General features: G+C 70.6%; 26 protein-coding genes. 10 read left to right on the top strand and 16 right to left on the bottom strand.

Annotation, left to right across the window (positions count from 1 at the left end; all coding sequences use genetic code 11):
* Positions 1-7 precede the first annotated feature (7 nt).
* Both CFW40_RS33355 and CFW40_RS33360 read right to left on the bottom strand, forming a co-directional pair.
* Positions 8-316 (bottom strand): hypothetical protein, encoded by a 309-nt coding sequence (locus CFW40_RS33355; RefSeq protein ID WP_088801460.1) that lies wholly within the window; start codon positions 314-316, stop codon positions 8-10.
* Between the two features lie 5 nt (positions 317-321).
* Entirely contained in the window at positions 322-957 is a 636-nt protein-coding gene (locus CFW40_RS33360) for an ATP-dependent Clp protease proteolytic subunit (RefSeq protein ID WP_088801461.1), read from the bottom strand.
* A 58-nt stretch (positions 958-1,015) separates the two neighbouring features.
* Here CFW40_RS33360 and CFW40_RS33365 point away from each other — a divergent pair, with 58 nt between their 5' ends.
* Complete coding sequence (locus CFW40_RS33365) at positions 1,016-1,330, top strand: type II toxin-antitoxin system Phd/YefM family antitoxin (protein WP_088801462.1); 315 nt, start codon at positions 1,016-1,018, stop codon at positions 1,328-1,330.
* A gap of 39 nt (positions 1,331-1,369) precedes the next feature.
* Here CFW40_RS33365 and CFW40_RS33370 read toward each other — a convergent pair whose 3' ends face one another.
* Positions 1,370-2,314 carry a M28 family metallopeptidase gene (locus tag CFW40_RS33370; protein ID WP_088801463.1) on the bottom strand — a complete coding sequence of 315 codons (945 nt, stop codon included), beginning with the start codon at positions 2,312-2,314 and terminating at the stop codon, positions 1,370-1,372.
* A gap of 532 nt (positions 2,315-2,846) precedes the next feature.
* On the opposite strand from CFW40_RS33370, the gene CFW40_RS33375 reads away from it, so the two are divergent.
* From CFW40_RS33375 to CFW40_RS33400, 6 genes are all read left to right on the top strand, one after another.
* A complete protein-coding gene (locus CFW40_RS33375) occupies positions 2,847-3,149 on the top strand; it encodes an urease subunit gamma (protein ID WP_006608038.1) in 303 nt (100 codons plus the stop codon).
* Between the two features lie 17 nt (positions 3,150-3,166).
* Entirely contained in the window at positions 3,167-3,478 is a 312-nt protein-coding gene (locus tag CFW40_RS33380) for an urease subunit beta (RefSeq protein ID WP_088801464.1), read from the top strand.
* Positions 3,471-5,192 (top strand): urease subunit alpha, encoded by a 1,722-nt coding sequence (locus CFW40_RS33385; RefSeq protein ID WP_088801465.1) that lies wholly within the window; start codon positions 3,471-3,473, stop codon positions 5,190-5,192. The genes CFW40_RS33380 and CFW40_RS33385 overlap by 8 nt, the downstream gene beginning before the upstream one ends.
* Before the next feature lie 129 nt (positions 5,193-5,321).
* Positions 5,322-5,996, top strand: a complete 675-nt coding sequence (locus tag CFW40_RS33390) for an urease accessory protein UreF (RefSeq protein WP_088801466.1) — start codon at positions 5,322-5,324, stop codon at positions 5,994-5,996.
* Between the two features lie 55 nt (positions 5,997-6,051).
* Complete coding sequence (gene ureG / locus CFW40_RS33395; protein WP_088801467.1) at positions 6,052-6,747, top strand: urease accessory protein UreG; 696 nt, start codon at positions 6,052-6,054, stop codon at positions 6,745-6,747.
* The gene (locus tag CFW40_RS33400; RefSeq protein ID WP_088802526.1) at positions 6,744-7,586 is read left to right on the top strand and encodes an urease accessory protein UreD; all 843 of its coding nucleotides are present in this window, start codon (positions 6,744-6,746) and stop codon (positions 7,584-7,586) included. The genes ureG and CFW40_RS33400 overlap by 4 nt, the downstream gene beginning before the upstream one ends.
* Positions 7,587-7,602: 16 nt before the next feature.
* On the opposite strand, the gene CFW40_RS33405 is transcribed toward CFW40_RS33400, so the two are convergent.
* From CFW40_RS33405 to CFW40_RS33420, 4 genes are all read right to left on the bottom strand, one after another.
* Positions 7,603-7,977, bottom strand: coding sequence for a hypothetical protein (locus CFW40_RS33405; RefSeq protein ID WP_088801468.1), 375 nt, complete (start codon positions 7,975-7,977; stop codon positions 7,603-7,605).
* Positions 7,978-8,091: 114 nt separating this feature from the next.
* Positions 8,092-8,472 (bottom strand): roadblock/LC7 domain-containing protein, encoded by a 381-nt coding sequence (locus CFW40_RS33410; RefSeq protein ID WP_088801469.1) that lies wholly within the window; start codon positions 8,470-8,472, stop codon positions 8,092-8,094.
* 70 nt (positions 8,473-8,542) lie between these two features.
* Positions 8,543-9,391: a hypothetical protein gene (locus tag CFW40_RS33415; protein WP_088801470.1), complete on the bottom strand. Its 849-nt coding sequence runs from the start codon at positions 9,389-9,391 to the stop codon at positions 8,543-8,545.
* A 42-nt stretch (positions 9,392-9,433) separates the two neighbouring features.
* Positions 9,434-9,817, bottom strand: a complete 384-nt coding sequence (locus tag CFW40_RS33420; RefSeq protein ID WP_088801471.1) for a hypothetical protein — start codon at positions 9,815-9,817, stop codon at positions 9,434-9,436.
* Between the two features lie 640 nt (positions 9,818-10,457).
* Here CFW40_RS33420 and CFW40_RS33425 point away from each other — a divergent pair.
* A complete protein-coding gene (locus tag CFW40_RS33425) occupies positions 10,458-12,098 on the top strand; it encodes an alpha/beta hydrolase (RefSeq protein WP_088801472.1) in 1,641 nt (546 codons plus the stop codon).
* A gap of 166 nt (positions 12,099-12,264) precedes the next feature.
* Here CFW40_RS33425 and CFW40_RS33430 read toward each other — a convergent pair whose 3' ends face one another.
* From CFW40_RS33430 to CFW40_RS33445, 4 genes are all read right to left on the bottom strand, one after another.
* Positions 12,265-13,089: a TIGR02452 family protein gene (locus CFW40_RS33430; protein ID WP_088801473.1), complete on the bottom strand. Its 825-nt coding sequence runs from the start codon at positions 13,087-13,089 to the stop codon at positions 12,265-12,267.
* 141 nt (positions 13,090-13,230) lie between these two features.
* Entirely contained in the window at positions 13,231-14,283 is a 1,053-nt protein-coding gene (locus CFW40_RS33435) for an NAD(P)-dependent oxidoreductase (protein ID WP_176956298.1), read from the bottom strand.
* Between the two features lie 85 nt (positions 14,284-14,368).
* Complete coding sequence (locus CFW40_RS33440; protein ID WP_088801474.1) at positions 14,369-15,097, bottom strand: 1-acyl-sn-glycerol-3-phosphate acyltransferase; 729 nt, start codon at positions 15,095-15,097, stop codon at positions 14,369-14,371.
* A gap of 339 nt (positions 15,098-15,436) precedes the next feature.
* Positions 15,437-16,192, bottom strand: a complete 756-nt coding sequence (locus CFW40_RS33445; RefSeq protein ID WP_088801475.1) for a type 1 glutamine amidotransferase domain-containing protein — start codon at positions 16,190-16,192, stop codon at positions 15,437-15,439.
* Positions 16,193-16,346: 154 nt separating this feature from the next.
* Here CFW40_RS33445 and CFW40_RS33450 point away from each other — a divergent pair, with 154 nt between their 5' ends.
* Both CFW40_RS33450 and CFW40_RS33455 read left to right on the top strand, forming a co-directional pair.
* Positions 16,347-17,036 carry a hypothetical protein gene (locus tag CFW40_RS33450; protein WP_088801476.1) on the top strand — a complete coding sequence of 230 codons (690 nt, stop codon included), beginning with the start codon at positions 16,347-16,349 and terminating at the stop codon, positions 17,034-17,036.
* A 216-nt stretch (positions 17,037-17,252) separates the two neighbouring features.
* Entirely contained in the window at positions 17,253-17,687 is a 435-nt protein-coding gene (locus CFW40_RS33455) for an SSI family serine proteinase inhibitor (protein ID WP_088801477.1), read from the top strand.
* 133 nt (positions 17,688-17,820) lie between these two features.
* Here CFW40_RS33455 and CFW40_RS37380 read toward each other — a convergent pair whose 3' ends face one another.
* The 5 genes from CFW40_RS37380 to CFW40_RS33480 form a co-directional block, all read right to left on the bottom strand.
* Positions 17,821-17,979 (bottom strand): hypothetical protein, encoded by a 159-nt coding sequence (locus CFW40_RS37380; protein WP_164993118.1) that lies wholly within the window; start codon positions 17,977-17,979, stop codon positions 17,821-17,823.
* A 101-nt stretch (positions 17,980-18,080) separates the two neighbouring features.
* Positions 18,081-19,040, bottom strand: coding sequence for a cytochrome c oxidase assembly protein (locus tag CFW40_RS33465; protein WP_088801479.1), 960 nt, complete (start codon positions 19,038-19,040; stop codon positions 18,081-18,083).
* 143 nt (positions 19,041-19,183) lie between these two features.
* A complete protein-coding gene (locus CFW40_RS33470) occupies positions 19,184-20,209 on the bottom strand; it encodes a 6-phosphofructokinase (protein ID WP_088801480.1) in 1,026 nt (341 codons plus the stop codon).
* Positions 20,210-20,400: 191 nt separating this feature from the next.
* Positions 20,401-21,129: a type 1 glutamine amidotransferase gene (locus CFW40_RS33475; RefSeq protein ID WP_086716724.1), complete on the bottom strand. Its 729-nt coding sequence runs from the start codon at positions 21,127-21,129 to the stop codon at positions 20,401-20,403.
* A gap of 38 nt (positions 21,130-21,167) precedes the next feature.
* Positions 21,168-22,406: a MurT ligase domain-containing protein gene (locus tag CFW40_RS33480; protein WP_086716723.1), complete on the bottom strand. Its 1,239-nt coding sequence runs from the start codon at positions 22,404-22,406 to the stop codon at positions 21,168-21,170.

Consider the following 22,406-nt stretch of genomic DNA (forward strand, 5'->3'; position numbering starts at 1 on the left):
TGCCGGGTCAGATTTCCTCGGGTGGCGGCATCGTCACCAGCCCGGCCCGCCGCTCACCGTCCAGCACCCGCAGTGCCCGGGTCAGCGTCGCGCGGTGCAGTTCGGTCTCGCCCCGGTGGTGCATCAACGTCAGGGCGTCCCGCAGCCGGGTGGCCTTGCCGACCAGCGCCTGGGCGGCGCGCAGCCCGCTGTAGGTGCCACCGCAGCGGGCCGGGTTGATCCGGCCCAGCAGGTCGATCACTTCCAGGTAGCTGTCGATGAGTTCCCCCTCCGCGCGGGTCAGGGCGGGCAGCGGTGGTGGTTCGGGCGGCAGCATCGGGCTCACCGCGCCGCGGGCCGGAGCGCCGACAGCTTGCGGTTACGGGTGATCTGGTCGATCAGGCCGTACTCCTGGGCGGCGGGGGCGTCGAAGATCTTGTCGCGCTCGATATCGGTGGCGATCCGCTCGCGGGTCTGCCCGGTGTGCTTCGCCAGCATCTCTTCCAGTACGTCGCGGGTGCGCAGCATTTCCGCCGCCTGGATCTGCAGGTCACTGGCTTGCCCCTGGACGGGTTCGCTGAATGACGGCTGATGGATCAGGACCCGGGCGCCGGGCAGCGCCAGCCGCTTTCCGGGAGCGCCGGCCGCCAGCAGCACCGCGGCGGACGAGGCGGCCTGCCCCAGGCAGACGGTCTCCACGTCGCACGACACGAAATGCATCGTGTCGTAGATGGCGGTCATCGCGGTGAACGAGCCGCCGGGGGAGTTGATGTAGAGCGAGATGTCCTCGTCGGGCGCGGCGTGTTCGAGGTGGATGAACTGCGCCATGACGGCATTGGCGGAGGCGTCGTCGATCGGGGTGCCCAGAAAGATGATGCGCTCGCCGAGCAGCTTGGAATACGGGTCCATGGTGCGCGTCCCCTGGGCGGTGCGCTCGGTGAACTCCGGAAGGACATAGCGGGCCGTCGGTCGCAGCATGTCTGCTCCTCTCTTCCGTAAAAAATGTACAGGATGTACATCCCGTTAGAATGGCAGCATGGCCTACGAAATTCCGGTGACGCAAGCACGAGCGGAGCTGGCGGATCTGATCAACCGTGTCGTCTACGGCGGCGAGCGGGTGGTCGTCACCCGTCACGGCAAGCCGTTGGTGGCGTTGGTATCAGCCGCTGACCTGCAGCTACTTGAAGAGCTGGGGCGGCGTGACGAGGGCGCGGAGGAGGAGCAGGTGATCAGCACGGTCTCCTCCGTGCGGCAGCTCCCGTCCGCTCCGGGCGAACGGCGGCGCTTCGGTATCGCGGCAGAACACCGCGACCCGGCTGCCGGGGACCGGCGGCCGGGTCGCGAGAGCTGACGGTTCAGCGACTGCTGACCGTGGGGTGGGGCGGGTGACTCAGGAGCTGAGCTCCCACAGGGCGCCGGCGATGGCGTCCGTGTTGGTGTCCAGCGCCTTGTCGTCGATGTTCTTCGAGGTGTCGCAGGCCTGGTGGTAGCAGGCGTCGAACGCCTTGCCCGCCTCACCGCCCCAGTCCTTCGCCTGCTTCTCGGTCTTCTTGTAGTCCGCGCCGGAGAAGAGACCGCCGACGGGGACGCCCGCGTCCTTGAAGGCGGCGTGGTCCGAGCGCCCGTCGCCCTCGGTCTCCTTCTCGGTGGCGATGTTCTTCTTGGCGTACCAGTCCTTGAAGACCTTCTCCAGGCGGGTGTCGTCGTCGTAGACGAAGTAGCCCGGGTTCGGCGAACCGATCATGTCGAAGTTGAGGTACGAGTCGATCTTCGACTTGTCGGCGCCGAGCTTGTCGACATAGGCCTGCGAGCCGACCATGCCGTCCTCTTCGTCGCCCCACCAGCCGAACCGCAGGTGCTTGGTGGGCTTGAGGTCCGCCTTGGCGACGGCGAGCGCGACCTCGAGGATGCCGGCCGAGCCGGAGCCGTTGTCGTTGATGCCGGGTCCGGCGGGCACCGAGTCCAGATGGGCGCCGGCCATCACGGTCTTGCTCTCGTCGCCGCCGGGCCAGTCGGCGACGAGGTTGTAGCCCTTGGTGCCGCCGCCGTCGAACTCCTGGACCTTGGTGGTGAAGCCGGCCTTGTCCAGCTTCTCCTTGACGAAGTCGATGGACGCCTTGTAGCCCGGCTTTCCGTGGGCGCGGTTGCCACCGTTGGCGTCGGCGATCGACTGGAACTGGTCCAGGTCGCCCTTGACGGCCTTGACGTCGATGTCCGGCGCGGTCTTCGGCGTGGTACCGGCGTAGGCGCCGGCCGTGGTGAAGAGAGTGGCGGCCAGGGCGGCGACGGCGCCCGAGGCCAGCGCGGCCCGGCGTATTCGGGTGGAACGAGTCACGATGTGGCTCCTGGTGTGGGGGGTGGAGCTGATTCGATGTGCGTCATGGGTTGACGCGCACATGAGAATTGCGATCACTCCGGAAACCGTCAAGAGCGCATACCGGACAGTTGAGTTCGCGGAGCGGTTCGCGCCCGCTATGTGCGGATCATGGTGATCAGCGATGCGTGGGAGGGGTCTGTTCCCTCGGGTTCCCGCGGCCCTGGGGAGCGGATTTCGCCACGCGGAGCCGCGCACGTCCGGGGGAAGGTGGGTGGTCGGGCCGCCCCGGGAATCCGTTGTCGCGCCGTAACGGACGGTAATGACACCGCGTTACATCAGGCGTAAGAGGAGGCGCGAAGAGGTCCCTGGCCGTAACGCCGATGAAATCCCGCCGAACTAGTCTCCGGGTCTGGGGCTGTTGATGGCCAAGTGCTGGAAGTCGGTTTGCTCCTCCTTTAATTACTGCGTGGTACATCTATCGTCACAGGGTGTGTCCACGCCTGTGACCTGGGCGAATGCGTCCGGGCTGAAAGACTGTGAGGTGGAACGTATGCAGCTGACCCCGCATGAACAAGAACGCTTGATGATTCATGTGGCGGCAGACGTGGCCGAAAAACGTCGCTCCCGGGGGGTGAAGCTGAACCATCCGGAGTCGATCGCCCTGCTGACCGTGCACATCCTCGAAGGCGCCCGGGACGGCCGCACCGTCGCCGAGCTGATGTCCTCAGGGCGCAAGGTGCTCACCCGCGACGAGGTCATGGAGGGCGTCCCCGAGATGATCCACGACGTGCAGGTCGAGGCCACCTTCCCCGACGGCACGAAGCTCGTCACCGTTCACGAACCCATCAACTGACCACGGGAGCGCAGACCATGATCCCGGGACAGATCCTCTACGCCGACGAGCCGGTGCGCCTCAACGAAGGCCTTCCCCTCACGCGCATGACCGTCCTCAACGCCGCCGACCGCCCCGTCCAGGTCGGCTCCCACTACCACTTCGCCGAGGTCAATCCCGGTCTCGACTTCGACCGCGCGGCCGCGCACGGCAAGCGGCTGAACGTCCCGGCCGGCTCCGCCGTGCGTTTCGAGCCCGGCATCCCCACCGAGGTCGAGCTCGTCCCCCTCGGGGGCAAGCGCATCGTCGTGGGCCTGCGGGGCGAGACCGGAGGAGCTCTCGATGTCTGAGCTGACCCGCCAGGCGTACGCCGACCTTCTCGGCCCGACCGTCGGTGACCGGATCCGGCTCGCCGACACCGACCTCGTCATCGAGATCACCGAAGACCGCGCGGGCGGGCCCGGCAGGGCCGGCGACGAAGCGGTCTTCGGCGGCGGCAAGGTGATCCGCGAATCGATGGGCCAGTCTCGCACCACCCGCGCCGAGGGCGCCCCCGACACCGTGATCACCGGCGCGGTCGTGCTGGACCACTGGGGCGTCGTCAAGGCCGATGTCGGTATCCGCGACGGGCGGATCACCGCCCTGGGCAAGGCCGGCAACCCCGACACCATGGACGGCGTCCACCCCGACCTGGTCATCGGCCCGGAGACCGAGATCATCGCCGGCAACGGCAAGATCCTGACGGCCGGTGCCATCGACACCCACGTCCACTTCATCTGCCCCCAGCAGGCGGACGAGGCGCTGGCCTCCGGCGTCACCACGATGATCGGCGGCGGCACCGGACCGGCCGAGGGCAGCAAGGCCACCACCATCACCCCCGGCGCCTGGCACGTGGCCCGGATGTTCGCGTCGATGGACTCCCTGCCGGTCAACGTCGGACTGCTCGGCAAGGGCAACACCACCTCCCTCGCCTCGATGCGTGACCAGCTGAGGGCGGGCATCCTCGGCTTCAAGGTCCATGAGGACTGGGGCGCCACGCCCGCCGTCCTCGACGCCTGCCTGACGGTCTGCGAGGAGAGCGGCGCCCAGCTCGCGATCCACACCGACACCCTCAACGAGGCCGGCTTCCTCGGGGACACCCTCGCGGCCATCGCCGGCCGCACCATCCACGCCTTCCACGTCGAAGGTGCCGGCGGCGGCCACGCCCCCGACATGATCGCGATGGTCTCCGAGCCGAATGTGCTCCCGGCCTCCACCAACCCCACCCGGCCGCACACCGTCAACACCGTCGAGGAACACCTCGACATGCTGATGGTCTGTCACCACCTCAACCCGGCCGTCCCCGAGGACCTGGCCTTCGCCGAGTCCCGGATCCGGCCCTCCACCATCGCGGCCGAGGACATCCTGCACGACCTCGGCGCCATCTCGATCATGTCCTCCGACGCCCAGGCCATGGGACGGATCGGTGAGGTCGTGCTGCGCACCTGGCAGACCGCCCATGTCATGAAGCGGCGCCGCGGCACCCTCCCGGGCGACGGCCGTGCCGACAACCACCGGGCCCGCCGCTATGTCGCCAAGTACACCATCAACGCGGCCCTCGCCCAGGGCATCGACCATGTCGTCGGCTCCGTCGAGGACGGCAAGCTCGCCGACCTCGTGCTGTGGGACCCGGCGTTCTTCGGCGTCAAACCGCAGCTGGTCATCAAGGGCGGCCAGATCGCCTATGCGCAGATGGGTGACGCCAATGCGTCCATCCCCACTCCGCAGCCGGTGCTGCCGCGGCCGATGTTCGGCGCCACCGGCAAGGCTCCGGGCGGCAACTCGGTCAACTTCGTCTCCCGGCAGGCCCTGGAGGACGCGCTTCCCGAACGTCTCGCGCTGGACAAGCCCTTCGAGGCGATCCACAGCACCCGCGGCCTCACCAAGGCCGATATGCGCAACAACGATGCCCTGCCGCGCGTCCATGTCGACCCCGACACCTTCACCGTGACCATCGACGGCGAAGCGATCGAACCGCAACCTGCGGCCGAACTTCCCATGGCCCAGCGGTACTTCCTCTTCTGAGACATCCGAGGAATCCGCGGAGCCCCCAGGAGCCCGAGGACGCACGCCGATGCACACCCCGATCAGTAACCCGATGAGCGCCCTGATGAACACCCCGATGAGCACCGCGATGAAGGACACGTACCACCGATGAGCCGCGCAGCGCTGCTCGTCCTCGCCGACGGCCGGTTCCCCGCCGGAGGGCACGCCCACTCCGGCGGCGCCGAACCGGCCGTCACCGCGGGACGCATCAAGGACGCCGCCACCCTGGAGACCTTCTGCCGGGGCCGGCTGCACACCGCGGGCCTGGTCGCCGCGGGGCTCGCCGCCGCGGCCGCGGACGGCCACGACCCGCTCCTCCTGGACGACGCCGCCGACGCCCGTACGCCCGTACCCGCGCTGCGGCAGGTCGCCCGGCGGCTCGGCCGGCAGATGATGCGGGCCGCCCGTGCGACCTGGCCGAGCCAGGCGCTGGACGCGCTCGCCGCGGCCCGTCCCCGGGGCGCCCACCAGCCCGTTGTCCTGGGCCTGGCTGCCCGCTCCGCGGGTCTGCAGCCGCTCGATGCCGCATACGCCGCGGCCTACGAGAACATCAGCGGCCCGGCCACCGCGGCCGTCCGGCTGCTGAGCCTGGACCCCTTCGACGCCACCGCCGTGCTCGCACGTCTCACCGCCGATCTCGACCAGGTCGCACAGCAGGCCGCCGACGCCGCGCTGCGGATCGCGGCCGAAGGAACCGGCGCACTGCCCGCGGCCTCCGCGCCGCTGCTCGACATCACTGCCCAACAGCACGCCGCCTGGCCGGTTCGGCTCTTCGCGTCCTGACCCTCGCGGCCGTCCCACCCGACCCACGCCGCTGCACCCCACCACCGGAGTGACCATGCACCTTGACCACCAGGACACCTTCCGCGAGCGTCACACCTACAGCGCCGCCGACCCGGCACGCCCCGACGGCACCCGCCGCGCCCTGCGGATCGGACTCGGCGGCCCGGTCGGCACCGGCAAGACCGCCACCGTCGCCGCGCTGTGCCGCGCCCTGCGCGACGAACTGTCCATCGCCGTCGTCACCAACGACATCTACACCCGCGAGGACGCCGAATTCCTGCTCCGCGAGGCCGTCCTGCCCGCCGAGCGGATCTCCGCCGTCGAGACCGGCGCCTGCCCGCACACCGCCATCCGCGACGACATCTCCGCCAACCTCGAAGCCGTCGAGGACCTGGAGGAGGCGGCCGGCCCGCTCGATCTCGTCCTGGTCGAATCCGGCGGTGACAACCTCACCGCCACCTTCTCCAAGGGCCTGGTCGACGCCCAGATCTTCGTCATCGACGTGGCCGGTGGCGATGACATCCCGCGCAAGGGCGGCCCCGGCGTCACCACCGCCGACCTGCTCGTCATCAACAAGACCGATCTCGCGCCCTACGTCGGCGTGGACCTGGAGGGCATGGCCCGCGACGCCAAGGCGCAGCGCGGCGAGCTGCCCGTCGCCTTCACCGCCCTGAAGTCGGAGAACGGCGTCCGGCCGGTGGCGGAGTGGGTCCGCGGACGGCTGGCCGACTGGACCGCGAGCCCGGCATGACCCTCGCACTCCCCACGCCGGAGGCGGGCCGCGCCGTCGCCGGGCTGTGCGCCACCGCCCGTATCGTCGCGCGGGCCGACGGGCAGGGGATCACCCGGCTGCCCGTCCTCGACGGCGACGGCCCGTTCGCGCTGCGCCGTATCCGCGGATACGGAAACCAGGCCAGGGTCTGCGTCGTGGGCGCCATGAGCGCCCCGCTCGGCGGCGACCGGCTGGGCATCGAAGCCACCGCCGAGGCGGGCAGCGCCCTGCACCTCACGGCCGCCGCCGCGACCGTCGCGCTGCCCGGCCGTACGGGGGAACACGCCCGCTACGACGTGTGGTTGACGGTGGGTGAGGGCGCACGTCTCGACTGGCTGCCCGAACCGCTGATCTCGGCGGCGGGCAGCGACCTGCGGATGACCACCACCGTTGAGCTGGCCCCCACCGCACGCCTGGTGCTCCGCGAGGAACAGGTCCTGGGCCGCAGCGGGGAGCCGGCCGGCGCCCTGCGCAGCCGGCTCACCGTCCGCCGGGCGGGCCGGACCCTGCTCGACCAGGAGACGGCGTATGGGCCCGGCGTCCCCGGCTGGGACACCTCGGCCGTCCTGGACGGGCACCGCGCTCTCGGTCAACTCCTGGTCATCGGGCCGGAGTTCGAGGAGCGACCGGTCGAGGTGCGGCTGCTCGGCGGCGCGGCGGGCGAGCGGTCCGATGACGGCGTGGGGCAGGGCGTCCTGGCGCCGCTTGCGGGCCCGGGGGCCCTGGCCACGGCCGTGGCCCCGGACGCGCTGCGGCTGCGGCGCCTGCTGGACGAGGCCGCCGGGAGCGCGGCCGTGGGGAGTGCGGCCGCCGAGTGACGGCGGCCGCGTCGCCTCACACCTCCAGATCGGACTCCAAACGGGCGAGGCGGAGGCGCGCCAGCGCAAGGTTGGCGCGCTTGCGGTCCAGCACCAGATAGAGGAAGAGGCCGCTGCCGTTCTTTCCCGTCACCGGTCGGATGATGTGGTACTGCGTGGTCAGGGTGATGAGCATGTCCTCGATGGCGCCCTGGAGTTCCAGCATCTCCATGGTGCGCATCTTTGCCCGTACGACATCGGTATTGCCGGCCGCCGCGACATTGAGGTCCAGAGTCTGCTTGTCGCCCAGGGTGGCCAGGGCCATTCCGCTGGTGTAATCGACCAGGGCAACGCCGACCGCGCCCTCGATGGTCGACATCGCGTCGGCGAGAGCGGATTCCAGTTGAGCCATGAGGGGTTCAGACCTTTCGATTCCTTGATGGTTAAGCCGGGTGTTTACGGTGTGCGGTGTGCGGGTCTCCGGACTTCCGGGATCTGCGTTCGTGCGGGTGCGGGCGGGGAGCGCCTACCGGCGGGGCTGCGCGTCCACCAGGGCGCCGATCCGTTCCGCGGCCCTTCTGGCCTGCAGATGGAGCCGCCCCACGTTGGTGTCCGGGCTTGCCACGGCGGTCAGGACCGCCCGCCGTCCGGCCGAATAGGCCGCGATATAGCCGTCGGCGCCGCGCGTCAGGGATTCCTCGAAGGGACCCTGTCCGGTCGCGTCGGTGAGTCGTTTGGCGACGCCGATCGCGGCGGCGGTGAGGGCGGCCAGGCCGTCCGGCTCGATATCGGGCAGGTCATGGGCGATCACCATGCCGTCCACGCTCGCCACCATCCCGCCCTGGAAATGGCGTACTTGATCGCGCAGCGTATGCAATTCCTCCCGTATCCGGGGTTCTATCGTCATCAGTCTCCTTTTCACGGCGTGCCTTCTGATGACGCGCCTCATGGGGTGCACGGTCTTCGTGCGCAAGGGCTCACAGGTTTTCCTCCAACGCCGTACGCAGTCGGACAAGGAGGGCAATATCCGGATCGGTGGTATCGAGGACATCCGGTGCCGGTAGGTGCCAGGTCGCGGCGGTGTCTCCTGCGGCGACGGGGTCGGGGCCGTTCAGGCAGGCGCCGGGCCGCCGCCGGGGGAGCGGGGTGGGCGCCCGGGGGACGTGGACGAGGCCGACGGCGGCGAGGCGGCGGATGTCGAGCAGTGTCCCGAACGCGGACTGGCCCAGTGCCCGGGCGAGTTCAGGGGGCGTGTGCCGGCCGTCGGCGTGGTCGAGCAGCCGTCGTTGGCGGCTGGTGGTGGGGGCCGGGATGCGCGGGCTGACGGGAACGACGGGTGAGGAGTCGACCGCCGACCAGGGGAGGAGCCGGTCGAGCAGCAGGCGGCGGCGGGCTGTCGCCTGCTGGAGGGCGAGGACGCTGACCGGGCGTATGACGCCCAGCCAGTGCCCGGCACCGGGGGTGAAGGAAGTGGTTTCGGGTGCCAGTGGCAGGGCGAAGAACGCGGCGTCGAGCAGCGCGGCGAGGTGGCATATCTCCAGCTCCCCCTGGGACAGCCAGCCCTTGCTGACCAGGAATTGGCCGCCGTCCTGCCGCGGCCCTGCCGTTTCGGCGGCGTACTGCCAGCCCTCCGGCGGCAGTTTGCCGGACGCGGTGAGCCGTGGGCCGAGTCCGGGGGCGGTGGTGCTCTCGATGCAGTAGACCGCACCGTCGAGAAGGTAGAGGCAGCCGTGCGGGCCGCTGAGGGCGCCGGTGACGCGTTCGGCGGCGCACCGGTCGAGCAGCCCGGCCGGGGCGGGCGGGTGAGGAGATATGGGCAGGCCCATGGCTGTTCCCTTACCGTTCGTGCGGTGTGGCGGGGCGCGCCGTCAGGACGCGACCAGCTCCGCCGCCAGATCGCGCAGTCGGAGCCGGGCGACGGCGAGATTGGCCTGTGTGCGGTCCAGCCAGAGGTAGAGATAGGTCTGGCTGTCGAAGGCCGTGTGCACAAAACGGATGAGGTGGTAGCTTCCCGCAGCCGTGATGATGAGGTCTTCGAGGTCCGGGCCGGCGGCGCCGGTGGTGTCGAAGGTGGCGTTGCGTGCGACGGTCTGCACCACCTCGGCGGTGTCCGCGGCGGCCGCGTCGTGATCGTCATGCGGTGCCTGCCCGGCCGTGCCGAGAGTCAGACCACTGGTCCAGTCGATCAGTCCGGCGCACCGGACGCCGGGGATCCCCATTGCTTGGGACAACACCTGATCGATTCCCGGCACTTCGGCTCTCCTTCGCGACGGTCCGGACGCGGCGTGAAAACGCCGAAGCCCTCCCTTGTGGCGGTGAGTGGGAGAGCCTTCACGGAAGGTTACTGAAGGTGTGCGGCTGGCACATGCCCGATGGGCAGGTCTACGGCAATTGACGAATTCTCGCCCCTGCACGCCCCTCCGGGAGCCATTGCGCCGCTCCGTGCTCCAGCAGGTCAGCCAGGGCGGTGAACTCTGCGCCGAGTGGCCTCACCCGGCAGCGAGCTGCGCTGTTGGCCCGTCAACGCCGCGTCACCGCAGCCCCGTTGAGGGTCCCACGGGTGGGGCGGGGGTGACACGGGATTCCGACCGGACGCCCTGATTCGTTGGCCGGAATGGTGAGGTTCCGCTGCACTCTCCGGCCGTTCGCCGCCGCTCGGCCGGGTCGGCGTCCGCGTCACCGAGGCGCCGGCGCAGCACTCACCGCACTTCGCGGCCGGACGGAGGCCGGCACCCTCACCGGCCGCCTCCGGCGGCGTCGAAAAAAACCTACAGGTTGGTAAAGAAGTGTGCGTCAGGCCTGTTCAGGAGGGGAGGCCACACGTCAGGATCCCTCCGTAAGTCCATGAACCATCCCGCCACCAGTGCATCCCACGCAGGGGGAATCAGCCACGTGAGAAGAACAGCAGCGCTCGGCGCCGCCGGCACCCTGGTGACCGGCGCGCTCCTCGCCGGAGCGATATCCGCCACGCCCGCCAGCGCGGGCGACAAGCACCAGCGCGGTTCTGCCGAAGCGCGCGGTGTGGCGATCGCCGCCGCGCGCGCGGCCAAGAAGGGCATCAACTGGCAGGCCTGTCCCGCCGACTGGGGCCTCAAGCCGCCCATCCAGTGCGGCTATGTCACGGTCCCGCTCGACTACGCACGGCCCAACGGCCGTACGATCAAGGTCGCGGTGGACCGGGCCGTCAGCACCGGCAGCAAGAAGGAACGTCAGGGCGCCCTCGTCTACAACCCCGGCGGACCCGGCGGTTCGGGCATGAAGTTCCCGGCCCGCATCACCACCAAGAGCGCCCTGTGGGCCAAGACCGCCAAGGCGTACGACTTTGTCGGCTTCGACCCCCGGGGCGTAGGCCACTCCGCGCCGATCTCCTGCATGGACCCGCAGGAGTTCGTCAAGGCACCCAAGGCCGACCCGGTGCCGGGCAGCGAGGCCGACAAGCTCGCCCAGCGCAAGCTCGCCAAGGAGTACGCCGACGGCTGTGCCGAGCGCAGCGGCGATCTGCTGCCGTACATGACGACCAAGAACACCGTCCGCGACCTCGATGTGATCCGGGCCGGGCTCGGTGAGAAGAAGCTGAACTACCTGGGAGTTTCGTACGGCACCTACCTGGGCGCCGTCTACGGGACGCTCTTCCCGGGCCACGTGCGCCGGATGCTCGTCGACAGCGTCGTCAACCCGGCCCGCGAGAACATCTGGTACCAGGCCAACCTCGACCAGGACGTCGCCTTCGAGACGCGTTGGGGCGACTGGAAGAAGTGGGTCGCCAAGAACGACGCCACCTACCACATCGGGGACACCCCCGAGAAGGTTCAGGCGGCGTGGGAGAAGCTGCGCGCGACCGCGAAGAAGAACCCCATCAGCGGTGTCGTCGGCCCCGCCGAGCTGACCGGCTTCTTCCAGAACGCGCCGTACTACGACTCCATGTGGGCCCCGGTCGCCGAGGTCTGGAGCGCGTACGTCTCCGGCAACACCAAGCCACTGGTGGAGAACGCCGGCCCGAACCTTCTGGATCTCGCGGGCAACAAATCGGCGGAGAACGGCAACGCCGTCTACACGGCCGTCGAGTGCAACGACACCAAGTGGCCCACCAGCTGGCAGAAGTGGGACCGCGACAACACCCGCATCCACCAGCAGGCACCGTTCATGACCTGGTCCAACGCCTGGATGAACCTGCCCTGCGCCACCTGGCCGGTCAAGCAGCAGCGACCGGTCGAGGTCCGGACCGGGAAGGGGCTGCCGAGTGTTCTGATCGTGCAGAGCACCCGTGACGCGGCCACGCCGTACGACGGCGCGGTCGAGCTGCACCACCGTTTCAAGGGCTCGCGTCTGATCACCGAGCGGGACGCCGGATCGCACGGTGTCACCGGTCAGGTCAACCCCTGCATCAACGACCGGGTCGACGCGTACTTCCTGGAAGGGAAGACCGACGCCAAGGACGTGACGTGCGCTCCGCACGCCACGCCCCAGCCGAGCAAGTCGACGGCGAAGGCCGCCGCCAAGGGTGCCTCCGGCCTTCCGGGCGTTGCCTGGTAACGGCGGGGACACCACCGGCATGTCACGCCGTCATGACATGACGGCGTGATGTGACGGTACGGAGCGGCGGCCGGGAAACCTCCCGGCCGCCGCTTCCGTCACCGGGGCGCGAGGGCGCCCGGTCCGCTCGGCCCGCCCCGCCCCACACCCCCACCGTCACTGCTGCTTACGCCGAAAACACTGCGGAGAAGGCGGCTCTGGTGGGGGAGTCCTCCCGGCGGTCCAGCACGGCGAACACGATGCGGTCGAACCAGCCGGCGAAGCGGCCGCCGTCCAGCAGCGCGGCCGCGAAGGCCCGTGCCACGTCGGCCGGTTCATTGCGGAACACCCCGCAGCCCCAGGCGCCGAGCACCAGCTGACGGTGCCCGCCGGCCGCCGCGACCTCCAGTACCCGCTCCGCGCGCACCGCCAGTGCCGCCGCCACCCGGCCGGTCTCGTCCGGCCGCTGTCGCGCGATCACCCCCGCGTTCGGCGCGGCTGCCGTCAGGAAGCCCGCTTCGTACGGCACGTCGAGCAACGTGCCACGGTCGTCGCGGAAGACCGGTACACCGGGGGAGAGGATCACTCGGTCGCTGTAGAACGGGCTCGGATCCGCCCGGTGAGCGGCGTAGAAGTCCGGGGCCTCGCGCACACAGGCGTAGAGCGCCGACCCCCGGCACAGCGCCTCTTCCTGGGCCTGCGCACCGTTGAGATACCCGCCGCCGGGATTGCGCGCGGAGGCGAAATTCAGCACGGCGAGCGGGCCCGCGCCCGTCCCGGCGAGCCGCCGGCCGGCGGTGAGGCTGCCTTCCCCCGTCACCTCGAACTCCGTGCGCACGCCGGGCGACGGTCCGGCCACGGCGACCGGCTCCGGACCGTACAGCCGCGTCTCAGCTCGCGCCCGCGCGACCGCCGCCGCGATCTCCACCAGCCGTCCGTCCGGTGCGCGGTAGGCACCCGCCGCGACGATCCGTTCCGTTTCCTGTGCGAGGCCACGCAGCCGGGCGCTCATCGTCGGCACCCCCGTATCCGATTCTTCATGGTGATCAAGGTAAGGACCGGTGGCGCGCCACGCGATCGGATTTCGCCGCCTGCCTGCCCGCCTGCCGCTCTGCCTGCCCGCCTGCCGCTCGCCGCCGGCCCGCCGCCGTCCTCAGCCCTGCCGGCCCCGCTCCGCCAGCCAGCGGTCCTCGGCCGCATAGCCGAACAGCTTCTCGTCCGGGTAGACGCCGGCCATCATCGGGAACACCTCCCACCAGTCGCGCCCCTTGACCCGGTCGGTCAGCCATCGCACCGTCTCCGGCAGCGACTCCTCGTACGTCGTCACCGCGTGGTAGCCCAACTCGCGCTCCGCCGCCGCCATGTCGTAGACGATGGGGTGCGGGCTCGACCACGGGGTAACGCCGACACCGGACGAGGGCGGGGCACCGTCCACCGCCACGACCTCGCTCCGTGGCGCACCCATCACGGCATCCACCGCCGCCGAGATCCCGGCGACCGTCGGCGCCTGCGGATCCCCCGCGTTGAGCACCCTGCTGCCCGGCCGGCGAGCCGCCAGCCGCACCAGTTCCGCGAGGTTGTCCACGTGCACGGGGTGGAAGCTGCTGCCGCCGTACGCGAGCACCCGCACCCGGCGCCCGTCCAGGACCCGCTTGACGAAGCAGAGCTCACGGGGCAGGGGACTGTACGGCCCGTGAATGGCGCCGGCCCGCAGCAGGGTCACCGGCAGCCTCTCGCCCTGTGCCAGCAACGCCTGCTCCAGGGCCACCTTGCGGGTGCAGTAGTCCTCGTCGCCGGGGGGCACGGTCGGCTGGGACTCCGGGACGGGCAGCGGATAGGCCGGCGCGCCGTCCGGCTCGCCCATGGTGGCGAAGCCGCGCCCTTGGTCGTCCGCGTACACCGAGCCGCTGGAGATCACCACCGCCGAACCGATCCGGTCCGCCAACGCGCTCAACTGCTGTGCGTGCGCGGCCCCGTACGCCACACAGTCCAGCAGCACGTCACAGCCGTCGCCGATCAGCCCGGCCAGCGCCGCGTCGTCCTCCCGGTCCACCGCCACCGAGCGGACCTCCTCGGGCCAGGAGTCGTCGCGCCCGCCGCGCCGGGACGCGGCCCGCACCTCCCAGCCGTCCCGTGCCAGGGCCCGCACCGCCGCCCGCCCGATCTGCCCGCTCGCCCCGATCACCACTGCGCTGCCTGAAGTCATGACCGGACCCTACGGAGCGTCAGCGGGCGGCAGTAGTACGGTTCGCCCTCGGCGCAAGGGGAACGCCCGGGACCTGGCCCTCCGTTCAGCCCACGGGCCCCTTGCCGCGCCCCCGCCGTCCGTGCGCCCGCCCCCGCGCCTGCGCCGCGGCCTTGGCCTCGCCCGCGTAGGTGTCCACGTACTCCTGGCCGGACAGGGTGAGGATCGCGTACATGATCTCGTCGGTGACGGCACGCAGCGCCAGGCGTTCGTCCTCCAGCCCCGCATAGCGCGAGAAGTCCAGCGGTGCGCCGAAGCGGATGGTGATCCGCATGATGCGCGGCAGCCGCCGGCCCGTCGGCTGGGCCTCGAAGGTGCCGATCATCGCGCACGGCACCACCGGCACCCCGGCCTTGATGGCCATCGAGGCGACGCCGGTACGCCCCTTGTAGAGCCGGCCGTCGTGCGAGCGGGTGCCCTCCGGGTAGATGCCCAGCAGCCGGCCCTTGCGCAGCACGGAGAGCCCCGAAGAGATCGCCGCCTGCGAGGCACGGCCCCCGGACCGGTCCACCGGAATCTGCCCGACGCCCCGGAAGAACGCCGCGGTCAGCCGCCCCTTCAGACCGGGTCCGGTGAAGTACTCGGCCTTGGCCAGGAACGTCACCCGGCGCGGCACGATCGCCGGCATCACGAAGTGATCGGCGAACGACAGATGATTGCCCGCGATGATCGCCGCGCCCTCCTCCGGCACATGAGCCAGCCCCTCGATCCTCGGCCGGAACACCAGCCGCAGCAACGGCCCCAGAAGCAGGTACTTCAGCACCTGGTAGAGCACAGGACAGCTCCCCTTTGGTCGGCTTACCCGGGCGGCTACATCGTTCCAGGCCACACGGAGCGCCCGGGGACGGCCAGTGAGTTTATGGACAAGTATCGTCGCCGATAACCACCTTCGGCCGGATCGATGCTGTCTCCTTTCCGGTGCCTGGTGCCTGGTGCCTGGTGCCTGGTGGCCGGAGCGCGGCGCCCTGCCGATGCTGCCGCCCCGCGCCGGCGACCACCTCCCCTGGGAGGCACCGGAGGTTGTCAGGCCGAGCAGGTGCTGACAGCGGGGACCCGGCTGAGCCGGCGGCACGCTGCCCAGGACGGCCGACGGGCCGCCGCCGCAGCCGACGCCTCAGCGCTCACCGGCTTCCAGGAGCGCACAGAACCGGCGTCCGAAGAGGTAGGCGTCCCCCGGCCAGCGCGCCGAGAGATAGCGCCCGTCCTGGACGACGAACGCAGCGGAGTCGTCGGTCGCGGTGCCCCGTGCGGCAAGTACCCTGGGCCCCCGCTCGAAGCGGGCGTCCGGGCCGGTCAGTGCGGCCCTGACCTCGTCCTGTACATACGCCGGATAGGTGCGGTAATAGCGGCCCAGCCGCCATGCGGTGGCCAGATATGCCGACCGCTCCATGTACTTGGGCAGACAGGTCGTCCGCCGGTCCGCCAGCAGGCTGCGGCCGGTGGACGCCTCCTGTGTCCGGGCCAGTACCAGCACACCGTGGCAGATCGCCCCGACCGGTCGGTCCAGCGCCCAGAACCTGCCGACTTGCCGCCGCAGCACCTCCGAGCCCAGGTACTGCCGCATGCCCGGTGCGTGCCCGCCCGGCAGGATCAGCCCGTCGTACTCCTCCGGGGCCAGCTCCGCCCAGCCGAGGGTCGCGGTGAACTCCTCGCTCCGGGTGAGCTCTTCGTAGAAGCGCCGGGGCTCTTCCGCGGCGCCGAGCTGTCCGAACAGGACGCCGGTCAGCAGCCGCGGATCGCATGCGGGGCGGGTACCGGCCTGTTCGGTGGCGAAGACGACCCGGTGGCCGGCATCGGTGAGCAGTCGCCAGGGCACCGCCACCTCGGTGGCATCGAAATCGCGGTCGGGAACCGGCATCAGCACGCGCACCGGGACATCCTCGCAGGCTCGCAGGTCCCTTCGGTACCCGCTTTGGCATCCGCGGACAACTTTGAACTCCCCTTGAATGCATCGGGGTTGACTCGCCGTATCGACCGGAGACCGAGCCTGAACCCAGGGTCCAGGCCGAGGACAGGAGTCAGAGATGTCCCGGAAGAAGAGAGTCGGCACGCGTCAGAAGATCGTCATCGGCGTCAGTGCCGCCGCGCTGGTCGGCGGCATCGCCATCGCCACCGCCGGCACCAGCCAGGCCTCCGTGGCGTGCGACGGACTGGCCACCGCCCTGAGCAACAACGAGAAGTTCATCGCCGACCAGAAGGCGAACCCGGACGCCCAGTCGGCGGCAAGAATCGCCAACCGCGAGGCCGTGATCAAGGAGATCCAGGTCAAGCAGAAAGCCGCCGGCTGCTCGGCCGGGCAGGGCGGGGACGACGCCGCGGGCGCTCCGCCGACGGGCAATGAGCCGCCCGCCTCCAACGCCCCGCCCGCCTCCGAGGCACCACAGGGGTCGGCGGACCCGTCCGCCTCCGGTGACGCCTCCGCTTCCGCCGCTCCGCCGGCCTCGGACGACCCGCCGGCCGCCGACGGCGATGTGGTCTGCAAGGGCTCGACGGTGACCCTCTCCGGCGAGAGCGGCGCCCCGGCGGCATCCAGTGACCAGTTCCCCGTCGGGACCAAACTGAAGGTGACCAACCTGGACAACAACAAGTCGACGACGGTCTCCGTGACGTCGGCCTCGGGCAGCTGTGCCCTCCTCAACAACGCAGCCTTCGAGCAGGTGCGTGAGGAGGGGAAGTTCCTGATCCGCAACGCACGGATCGAGCGTGTGGGGTAACCCCGGTCCGGGCGGCCGGCAGTGGAGCCGCCTCCTCCGCTGCCGGCCGCCCTTGTCTCCAGGGGCGGCAATCGAAGGTCCGTACGGGCGACCTCGCGGCGTGGCCGCTTGCCCGCCGCGGCCCGGCGAGGTGGCCTGGGGCCGCCGGGCGCCACGCGTCGTCGCGTCGCCGTCAGGCTCCCGCAGCGATCCCACCGAGCTTCCCAGGAGACATCGATGCCCGTGAGCCCAAGACGCCGATCCCTCCGGACCACCCTGACCGTGGGCGTGTCCGCGCTCGCCGCCCTGTCTTCCGCCCTGCTCGGCACGCTCTCCGCAGGTCCGGCGCACGCCGATGAGCTGCCGGCCGGCGATCAGGGCCTGCTGCTGACGGTGTCCGGGGCCGGCAACACCTGGAGCCGGGGGGTACGGCTCAACTGCCCGGACGTCCACGGCAGACATCCGCACGCGGCCGCCGCCTGCGACGCGCTGACCTGGGCGCGCGGGAACCTGGACGCACTGCCCGGCCACCCGCAGGCCTGCACCAGGGAGTACGACCCGATGACCGCCACCGCGATCGGCACCTGGCGCGGCGTCCCGGTGAACTGGCACAAGGATTTCCCCAACGCCTGCACGATGGACGCCGCGACCGGGCCGTTGTTCCGCTTCTGACGCTTCCGAGGTGCTGCGCCCGCGCCTCCCCGCACCGACCGGCTCGAACCGGCGCCCCGTGCGTCACCACGCCGGTCGGACCGGCCGCGCCGCCAGCACACCCGTCGGACCGGCCGCGCCGCCACCACACCCGTCAGACCGGTCGTGCCACCACCACCCCGATCGTCACCAGAGCCAGCACCACCCAGGAGAACCAGAGCCAGCCATTGGCACCCATCGCCACGGTGTAGGCGGTCGCCACCACCAGCCCGCCCACCGTGCACACGGCCATCGTCCTAGCAGATCCGGGCATACCCGCAACCTCCTCACGTCGGCCCCGGGCACTCATGCCGCGGGCCGCGGCCATGGGACCATCGTCCCCGGCCGCGGCCCGTACCGCCAGAGCGGTGCGCGTCATCGGCTCCGTGCGTGGAGCGAGGCGAGGTAGGCGTTGTACTCCGCCAGATCCTTGTCGCCGTTGCGGTCGGCGGCCCGGTCCGCGCGCCGCGACTGACGCTCCTCGGACTTGTGCCACTGGAAGACCAGGGCGATCAGCACCACCACGGACGGGATCTCGCTGAAGGCCCAGGCGATACCGCCGGCCGCCGACTGGTCGGAGAGCGCTTCGATCCCCAGCGAGGACGGCGGGTGCAGGAAGGTGTCGACCATCGGCTCGCTGGCCATCATCAGGGCGATACCGAAGAAGGCATGGAACGGCATGCCCGCGAACAGCTCCAGAATCCGCATCACATGGCCCGGCCGGTGCGGCCCCGGGTCGACGCCCATGATCGGCCAGAAGAACACCAGGCCGACCGCGAGGAAGTGCACCATCATCGCGATGTGCCCGGCCCGGGACTCCATCAGGAAGTCGAACAGCGGCGAGAAGTAGAGCGCGTAGAGACTCGCGATGAACAGCGGGATGGTGAACGCCGGGTGCGTGATGATCCGCAGGTAGCGGCTCTGCAGCAGCGCCACCAGCAGCTCGCGCGGTCCCTTGCGGCCGCGCCCGGCGGCCGGCAGCGCGCGCAGGGTCAGCGTCACCGGCGCCCCGAGCAGCAGCAGGATCGGCGAGAGCATGCTGATGACCATGTGCTGGACCATGTGCACGCTGAACATCGCCATGCCGTAGTCGTTGAGCTTGGTGCACATCACCAGGGCCACCGTCACCACGCCCAGGGCCCAGGCGGCGGTCCGGCCCACCGACCAGGCATCCCCCCGCCGCCGCAGCCGGACCACCGCCCAGCCGTACAGGCCGAGTCCCAGCAGACAGCCGACGAGGAAGAACGGATCACCACCGAACTCCAGGCCCCGCGACAGCGTGAACGGCGGCAGATCCATGTTCATGCCGTCCATGCCGTGCCCGCTGTGATCCATCCGCTCGCTCCTGATTCGTACCAATGCTCCGGCGACAAGACTAGAACCGCCCCCGGTCACACCACGCGGCAGGGCCGCATATCGGTGCCAGTGGCCGGGGGCGGTTCGCGCCGCACGGAGCTAACGCGCTGGGATCAGCGGAGTCACAGCACGCACTCGGCCTCGTCGTAGCGCTCCGCGGGCACGGTCTTGAGCGTTTCCACGGCCTCGGCCAGCGGCACCAGCGTGATGTCGGTGCCGCGCAGCGCCGTCATCATCCCGAAGTCGCCGCGGTGCGCGGCCTCGACGGCGTGCCAGCCGAAGCGGGTGGCGAGCACCCGGTCGTACGCGGTCGGAGTGCCGCCGCGCTGGACGTGCCCGAGGATCACCGGACGGGCCTCCTTGCCGAGGCGGTTCTCCAGCTCCACGGAGAGCTGCCGGGCGACACCGGCGAACCGCTCGTGGCCGTAGATGTCCTTGCCGCCGATGTCGAAGGACATGGTGCCCTCGCGCGGCTTGGCACCCTCGGCGACGACCACGATCGCGAACTTCTTGCCGGCCTCGAACCGCTCGGCGACCCGCGCGGTCAGCTCGTCGATGTCGAAGGGCCGCTCCGGCACCACGATCGCGTGCGCACCGGCCGCCATGCCGGAGTGCAGCGCGATCCAGCCGGTGTGCCGCCCCATCACCTCGACGATCATCACCCGCTGATGCGACTCGGCGGTGGTCTTGAGCCGGTCCAGCGCCTCGGTGGCGACCCCCACCGCGGTGTCGAAGCCGAACGTGACATCCGTGACGGCGATGTCGTTGTCGATGGTCTTCGGTACGCCGACGATCGGCAGCCCGGCGTCCGACAGCAGCCGCGCCGCCTTCAGCGTGCCCTCGCCGCCGATCGGGATGATCGCGTCCAGGCCCAGCTCGGCGACGTGGCCGCGGGCCCGCTCGACGCCGTCGCGCAGATGGGCGGGCTGCACCCGCGAGGACCCCAGGATGGTGCCGCCGCGCGCCAGGATGCCGCCGACGGCGTCGAGGTCGAGCTTGCGGTAATCGCCCTCCAGCAGGCCCTTCCAGCCGTCACGGAAGCCGATCACCTCATCGCCGTGATCGGCGGTGGCGCGGTGGACGACGGAGCGGATGACGGCGTTCAGACCGGGGCAGTCGCCGCCGGAGGTGAGTACACCAATACGCATTGCTCGAAAAACCCTCTGCAACTCAACCGGGGGCCCGGACCCCGTCGTCCGGTTGGATTCCGCTCACCCTACAAGTGCGGGGCCACCGGGCACACGTGCGCCCGCAGTGCGGGACTGCGGGCGCACGAAAAGGGTTCAATTCCGGCATGCATGACATAGCGGCGAACCGTCCGCACCAGGCGGAAGCGGTATCAGGCAGGCTGGGTCGCCGCGGCGATCCGCTCCTGACGCAGCGCCTCGTACCAGCGGTCCTCGACCGGCGGCAGCGCATTGACGTCCAGCGCCAGCTTGATCAGCAGGTCGGCGATGTGCGGATTGCGTGCCATCACCGGGCCGTGCATGTACGTCCCGAAGACGGTGTCGTTCCACGCGCCCTCGTAGCCGTCGCCGACGCCGTTGCCCTTGCCGAACCGCACCTTGGCGAACGGCCGGGCGGTCTTGCCCAGGTGCGTCACGCCCTGGTGGTTCTCGAAGCCGGTCAGCGGCGGCAGCCCCAACTGCGGGTCGATGTCGGCGAGTACGTCGCCGACGCAGCGCTCGGCCTCGCCGCGGGTGCTGACCACGTCCAGCAGCCCCAGGCCCTCCTGGCGCTCCCCGAGGTCGTTGATGAATTCATGACCCAGGATCTGGTACCCGGCACAGACCGAGAAGACGATCGCGCCGTTGGAGACCGCGCGGCTCAGCCCGCCGTCGCGGATCAGCCGCTCGGACGCCAGCCGCTGCGGACGGTCCTCGCCGCCGCCGATCAGGTAGATGTCGCCGGAGGTGGGAATCTGCTGGTCGGACCGTACGTCCAGGCGCTGGACGTCCAGGCCGCGCTGGCGCGCCCGCCGCTCCACCACCAGGGCGTTGCCCTGGTCGCCGTACGTGCTCAGCAGGTCCGGGTAGATCCACACCAGGCGCAGGCTGTTGTCACTCATGCTCGCTCGTCCTTGTCCCTCACGTCGGTGGACCGCATTCAGTTGCCCACGCGCCGGCGCAGGTCCTGGAAGGCCGTGTAGTTGGCGATGACCTCGATCCGTCCGGGCGGCGCCATCCCCACCGCCTCGTCGAGGCTTTCGCACACGTGGAAGTCCAGCCCCGCGACCTCCAGGCGCACCGCCAGGTCCAGCTTGCGGTCGCCGAGTACGAAGATCGGGTGCCCGGCGAGCCGGGTGTAGTCGACGTCCCACAGCCAGGAGGTGTCCGTGCCGTCCGCGCCGCGGGCGTTCACCGACATGATGACCGGGGTCGGCGGCGGGTCGATCAGCGAGAACGTCTCCAGCCAGCCGGCCGGGTTCTTCGCCAGCAGCAGCCGCAGCTCCCGCTCCATGAACGTGACCACGTCATAGCGCCCGGCCACCGCCTGCACCGAGAACATCCGCTCCAGGGCCACCTGCGGCGGCACCCCGAAGGCGGCGGCCACCGCGGCGGACGTCGTGGCGTTCGCCTTGTTGGCGCGCCCCGGCAGCTGCAGCTTGATGGGCCAGGCGCTGCCGTGCGGGTCCAGGACATGATCGCCGGAGAGAGCCCAGCTGGGCGTGGGACGGCGGAAGCCGCACTCCGCGCAGAACCAGTCATCGCTCGGCCGCTGCATCACACCACCGCAGGACGGGCACGACCAGGCGTCGTCCTTCCATTCCTGCCCGGCCGCGACCCACACCACGTTCGCGGACGACGACGCCGCCCAGACGATCAGCGGGTCGTCCGCGTTGGCGATGATCAGGGCCTTGGAGCCGGCCAGGCCCTCCCGCCAGTGCTCGGCCAGCATCCGGGTCTCCGCGGCGCGGTCGAGCTGGTCGCGCGAGAGGTTCAGCAGCGCTATGGCCTTCGGTGTCACATCGCGTGCCACACCGGCGAGGTACTTCTCGTCCACCTCGATGACGCCGTACTTGGCGTCCGATCCACCGGCCAGCGCGGAGGTGATACCCGCCGGCATGTTGGCGCCGAGCGCGTTGGAGACCACCGGCCCACTGGCCCGCAGAGCCTCCGCGATCAGTCGCGTCGTGGTCGTCTTGCCGTTGGTCGCCGACACCAGGATGACGTCCAAGTGCCGTGCCAGCCGCGCCAGCAGGTCGGGGTCGAGCTTGAGCGCCACCCGGCCACCGATCACCGATCCGCTGCCGCGGCCCGCCGCGCGCGACACCGCCGCCGCGGCCTTGCCCGCCGTCACGGCCAGCTTGGCCCGCGGCGACAGCGGCTCCGTGTTGCCTGCCAT

Origin of the sequence: Streptomyces sp. 2114.4 (assembly GCF_900187385.1) — a bacterium.
Lineage (GTDB): Bacteria > Actinomycetota > Actinomycetes > Streptomycetales > Streptomycetaceae > Streptomyces > Streptomyces mooreae.

What these genes read in the sequence shown, in the direction of transcription:
- CFW40_RS33355 (WP_088801460.1), bottom strand. Translation starts at nt 316, where the DNA reads ATGCTGCCGCCCGAACCACCACCGCTGCCCGCCCTGACCCGCGCGGAG.
- CFW40_RS33360 (WP_088801461.1), bottom strand. Translation starts at nt 957, where the DNA reads ATGCTGCGACCGACGGCCCGCTATGTCCTTCCGGAGTTCACCGAGCGC.
- CFW40_RS33365 (WP_088801462.1), top strand. Translation starts at nt 1,016, where the DNA reads ATGGCCTACGAAATTCCGGTGACGCAAGCACGAGCGGAGCTGGCGGAT.
- CFW40_RS33375 (WP_006608038.1), top strand. Translation starts at nt 2,847, where the DNA reads ATGCAGCTGACCCCGCATGAACAAGAACGCTTGATGATTCATGTGGCG.
- CFW40_RS33380 (WP_088801464.1), top strand. Translation starts at nt 3,167, where the DNA reads ATGATCCCGGGACAGATCCTCTACGCCGACGAGCCGGTGCGCCTCAAC.
- CFW40_RS33385 (WP_088801465.1), top strand. Translation starts at nt 3,471, where the DNA reads ATGTCTGAGCTGACCCGCCAGGCGTACGCCGACCTTCTCGGCCCGACC.
- CFW40_RS33390 (WP_088801466.1), top strand. Translation starts at nt 5,322, where the DNA reads ATGAGCCGCGCAGCGCTGCTCGTCCTCGCCGACGGCCGGTTCCCCGCC.
- ureG (WP_088801467.1), top strand. Translation starts at nt 6,052, where the DNA reads ATGCACCTTGACCACCAGGACACCTTCCGCGAGCGTCACACCTACAGC.
- CFW40_RS33400 (WP_088802526.1), top strand. Translation starts at nt 6,744, where the DNA reads ATGACCCTCGCACTCCCCACGCCGGAGGCGGGCCGCGCCGTCGCCGGG.
- CFW40_RS33405 (WP_088801468.1), bottom strand. Translation starts at nt 7,977, where the DNA reads ATGGCTCAACTGGAATCCGCTCTCGCCGACGCGATGTCGACCATCGAG.
- CFW40_RS33410 (WP_088801469.1), bottom strand. Translation starts at nt 8,472, where the DNA reads ATGACGATAGAACCCCGGATACGGGAGGAATTGCATACGCTGCGCGAT.
- CFW40_RS33415 (WP_088801470.1), bottom strand. Translation starts at nt 9,391, where the DNA reads ATGGGCCTGCCCATATCTCCTCACCCGCCCGCCCCGGCCGGGCTGCTC.
- CFW40_RS33430 (WP_088801473.1), bottom strand. Translation starts at nt 13,089, where the DNA reads ATGAGCGCCCGGCTGCGTGGCCTCGCACAGGAAACGGAACGGATCGTC.
- CFW40_RS33435 (WP_176956298.1), bottom strand. Translation starts at nt 14,283, where the DNA reads ATGACTTCAGGCAGCGCAGTGGTGATCGGGGCGAGCGGGCAGATCGGG.
- CFW40_RS33450 (WP_088801476.1), top strand. Translation starts at nt 16,347, where the DNA reads ATGTCCCGGAAGAAGAGAGTCGGCACGCGTCAGAAGATCGTCATCGGC.
- CFW40_RS33455 (WP_088801477.1), top strand. Translation starts at nt 17,253, where the DNA reads ATGCCCGTGAGCCCAAGACGCCGATCCCTCCGGACCACCCTGACCGTG.
- CFW40_RS37380 (WP_164993118.1), bottom strand. Translation starts at nt 17,979, where the DNA reads ATGCCCGGATCTGCTAGGACGATGGCCGTGTGCACGGTGGGCGGGCTG.
- CFW40_RS33465 (WP_088801479.1), bottom strand. Translation starts at nt 19,040, where the DNA reads ATGGATCACAGCGGGCACGGCATGGACGGCATGAACATGGATCTGCCG.
- CFW40_RS33470 (WP_088801480.1), bottom strand. Translation starts at nt 20,209, where the DNA reads ATGCGTATTGGTGTACTCACCTCCGGCGGCGACTGCCCCGGTCTGAAC.
- CFW40_RS33475 (WP_086716724.1), bottom strand. Translation starts at nt 21,129, where the DNA reads ATGAGTGACAACAGCCTGCGCCTGGTGTGGATCTACCCGGACCTGCTG.
- CFW40_RS33480 (WP_086716723.1), bottom strand. Translation starts at nt 22,406, where the DNA reads ATGGCAGGCAACACGGAGCCGCTGTCGCCGCGGGCCAAGCTGGCCGTG.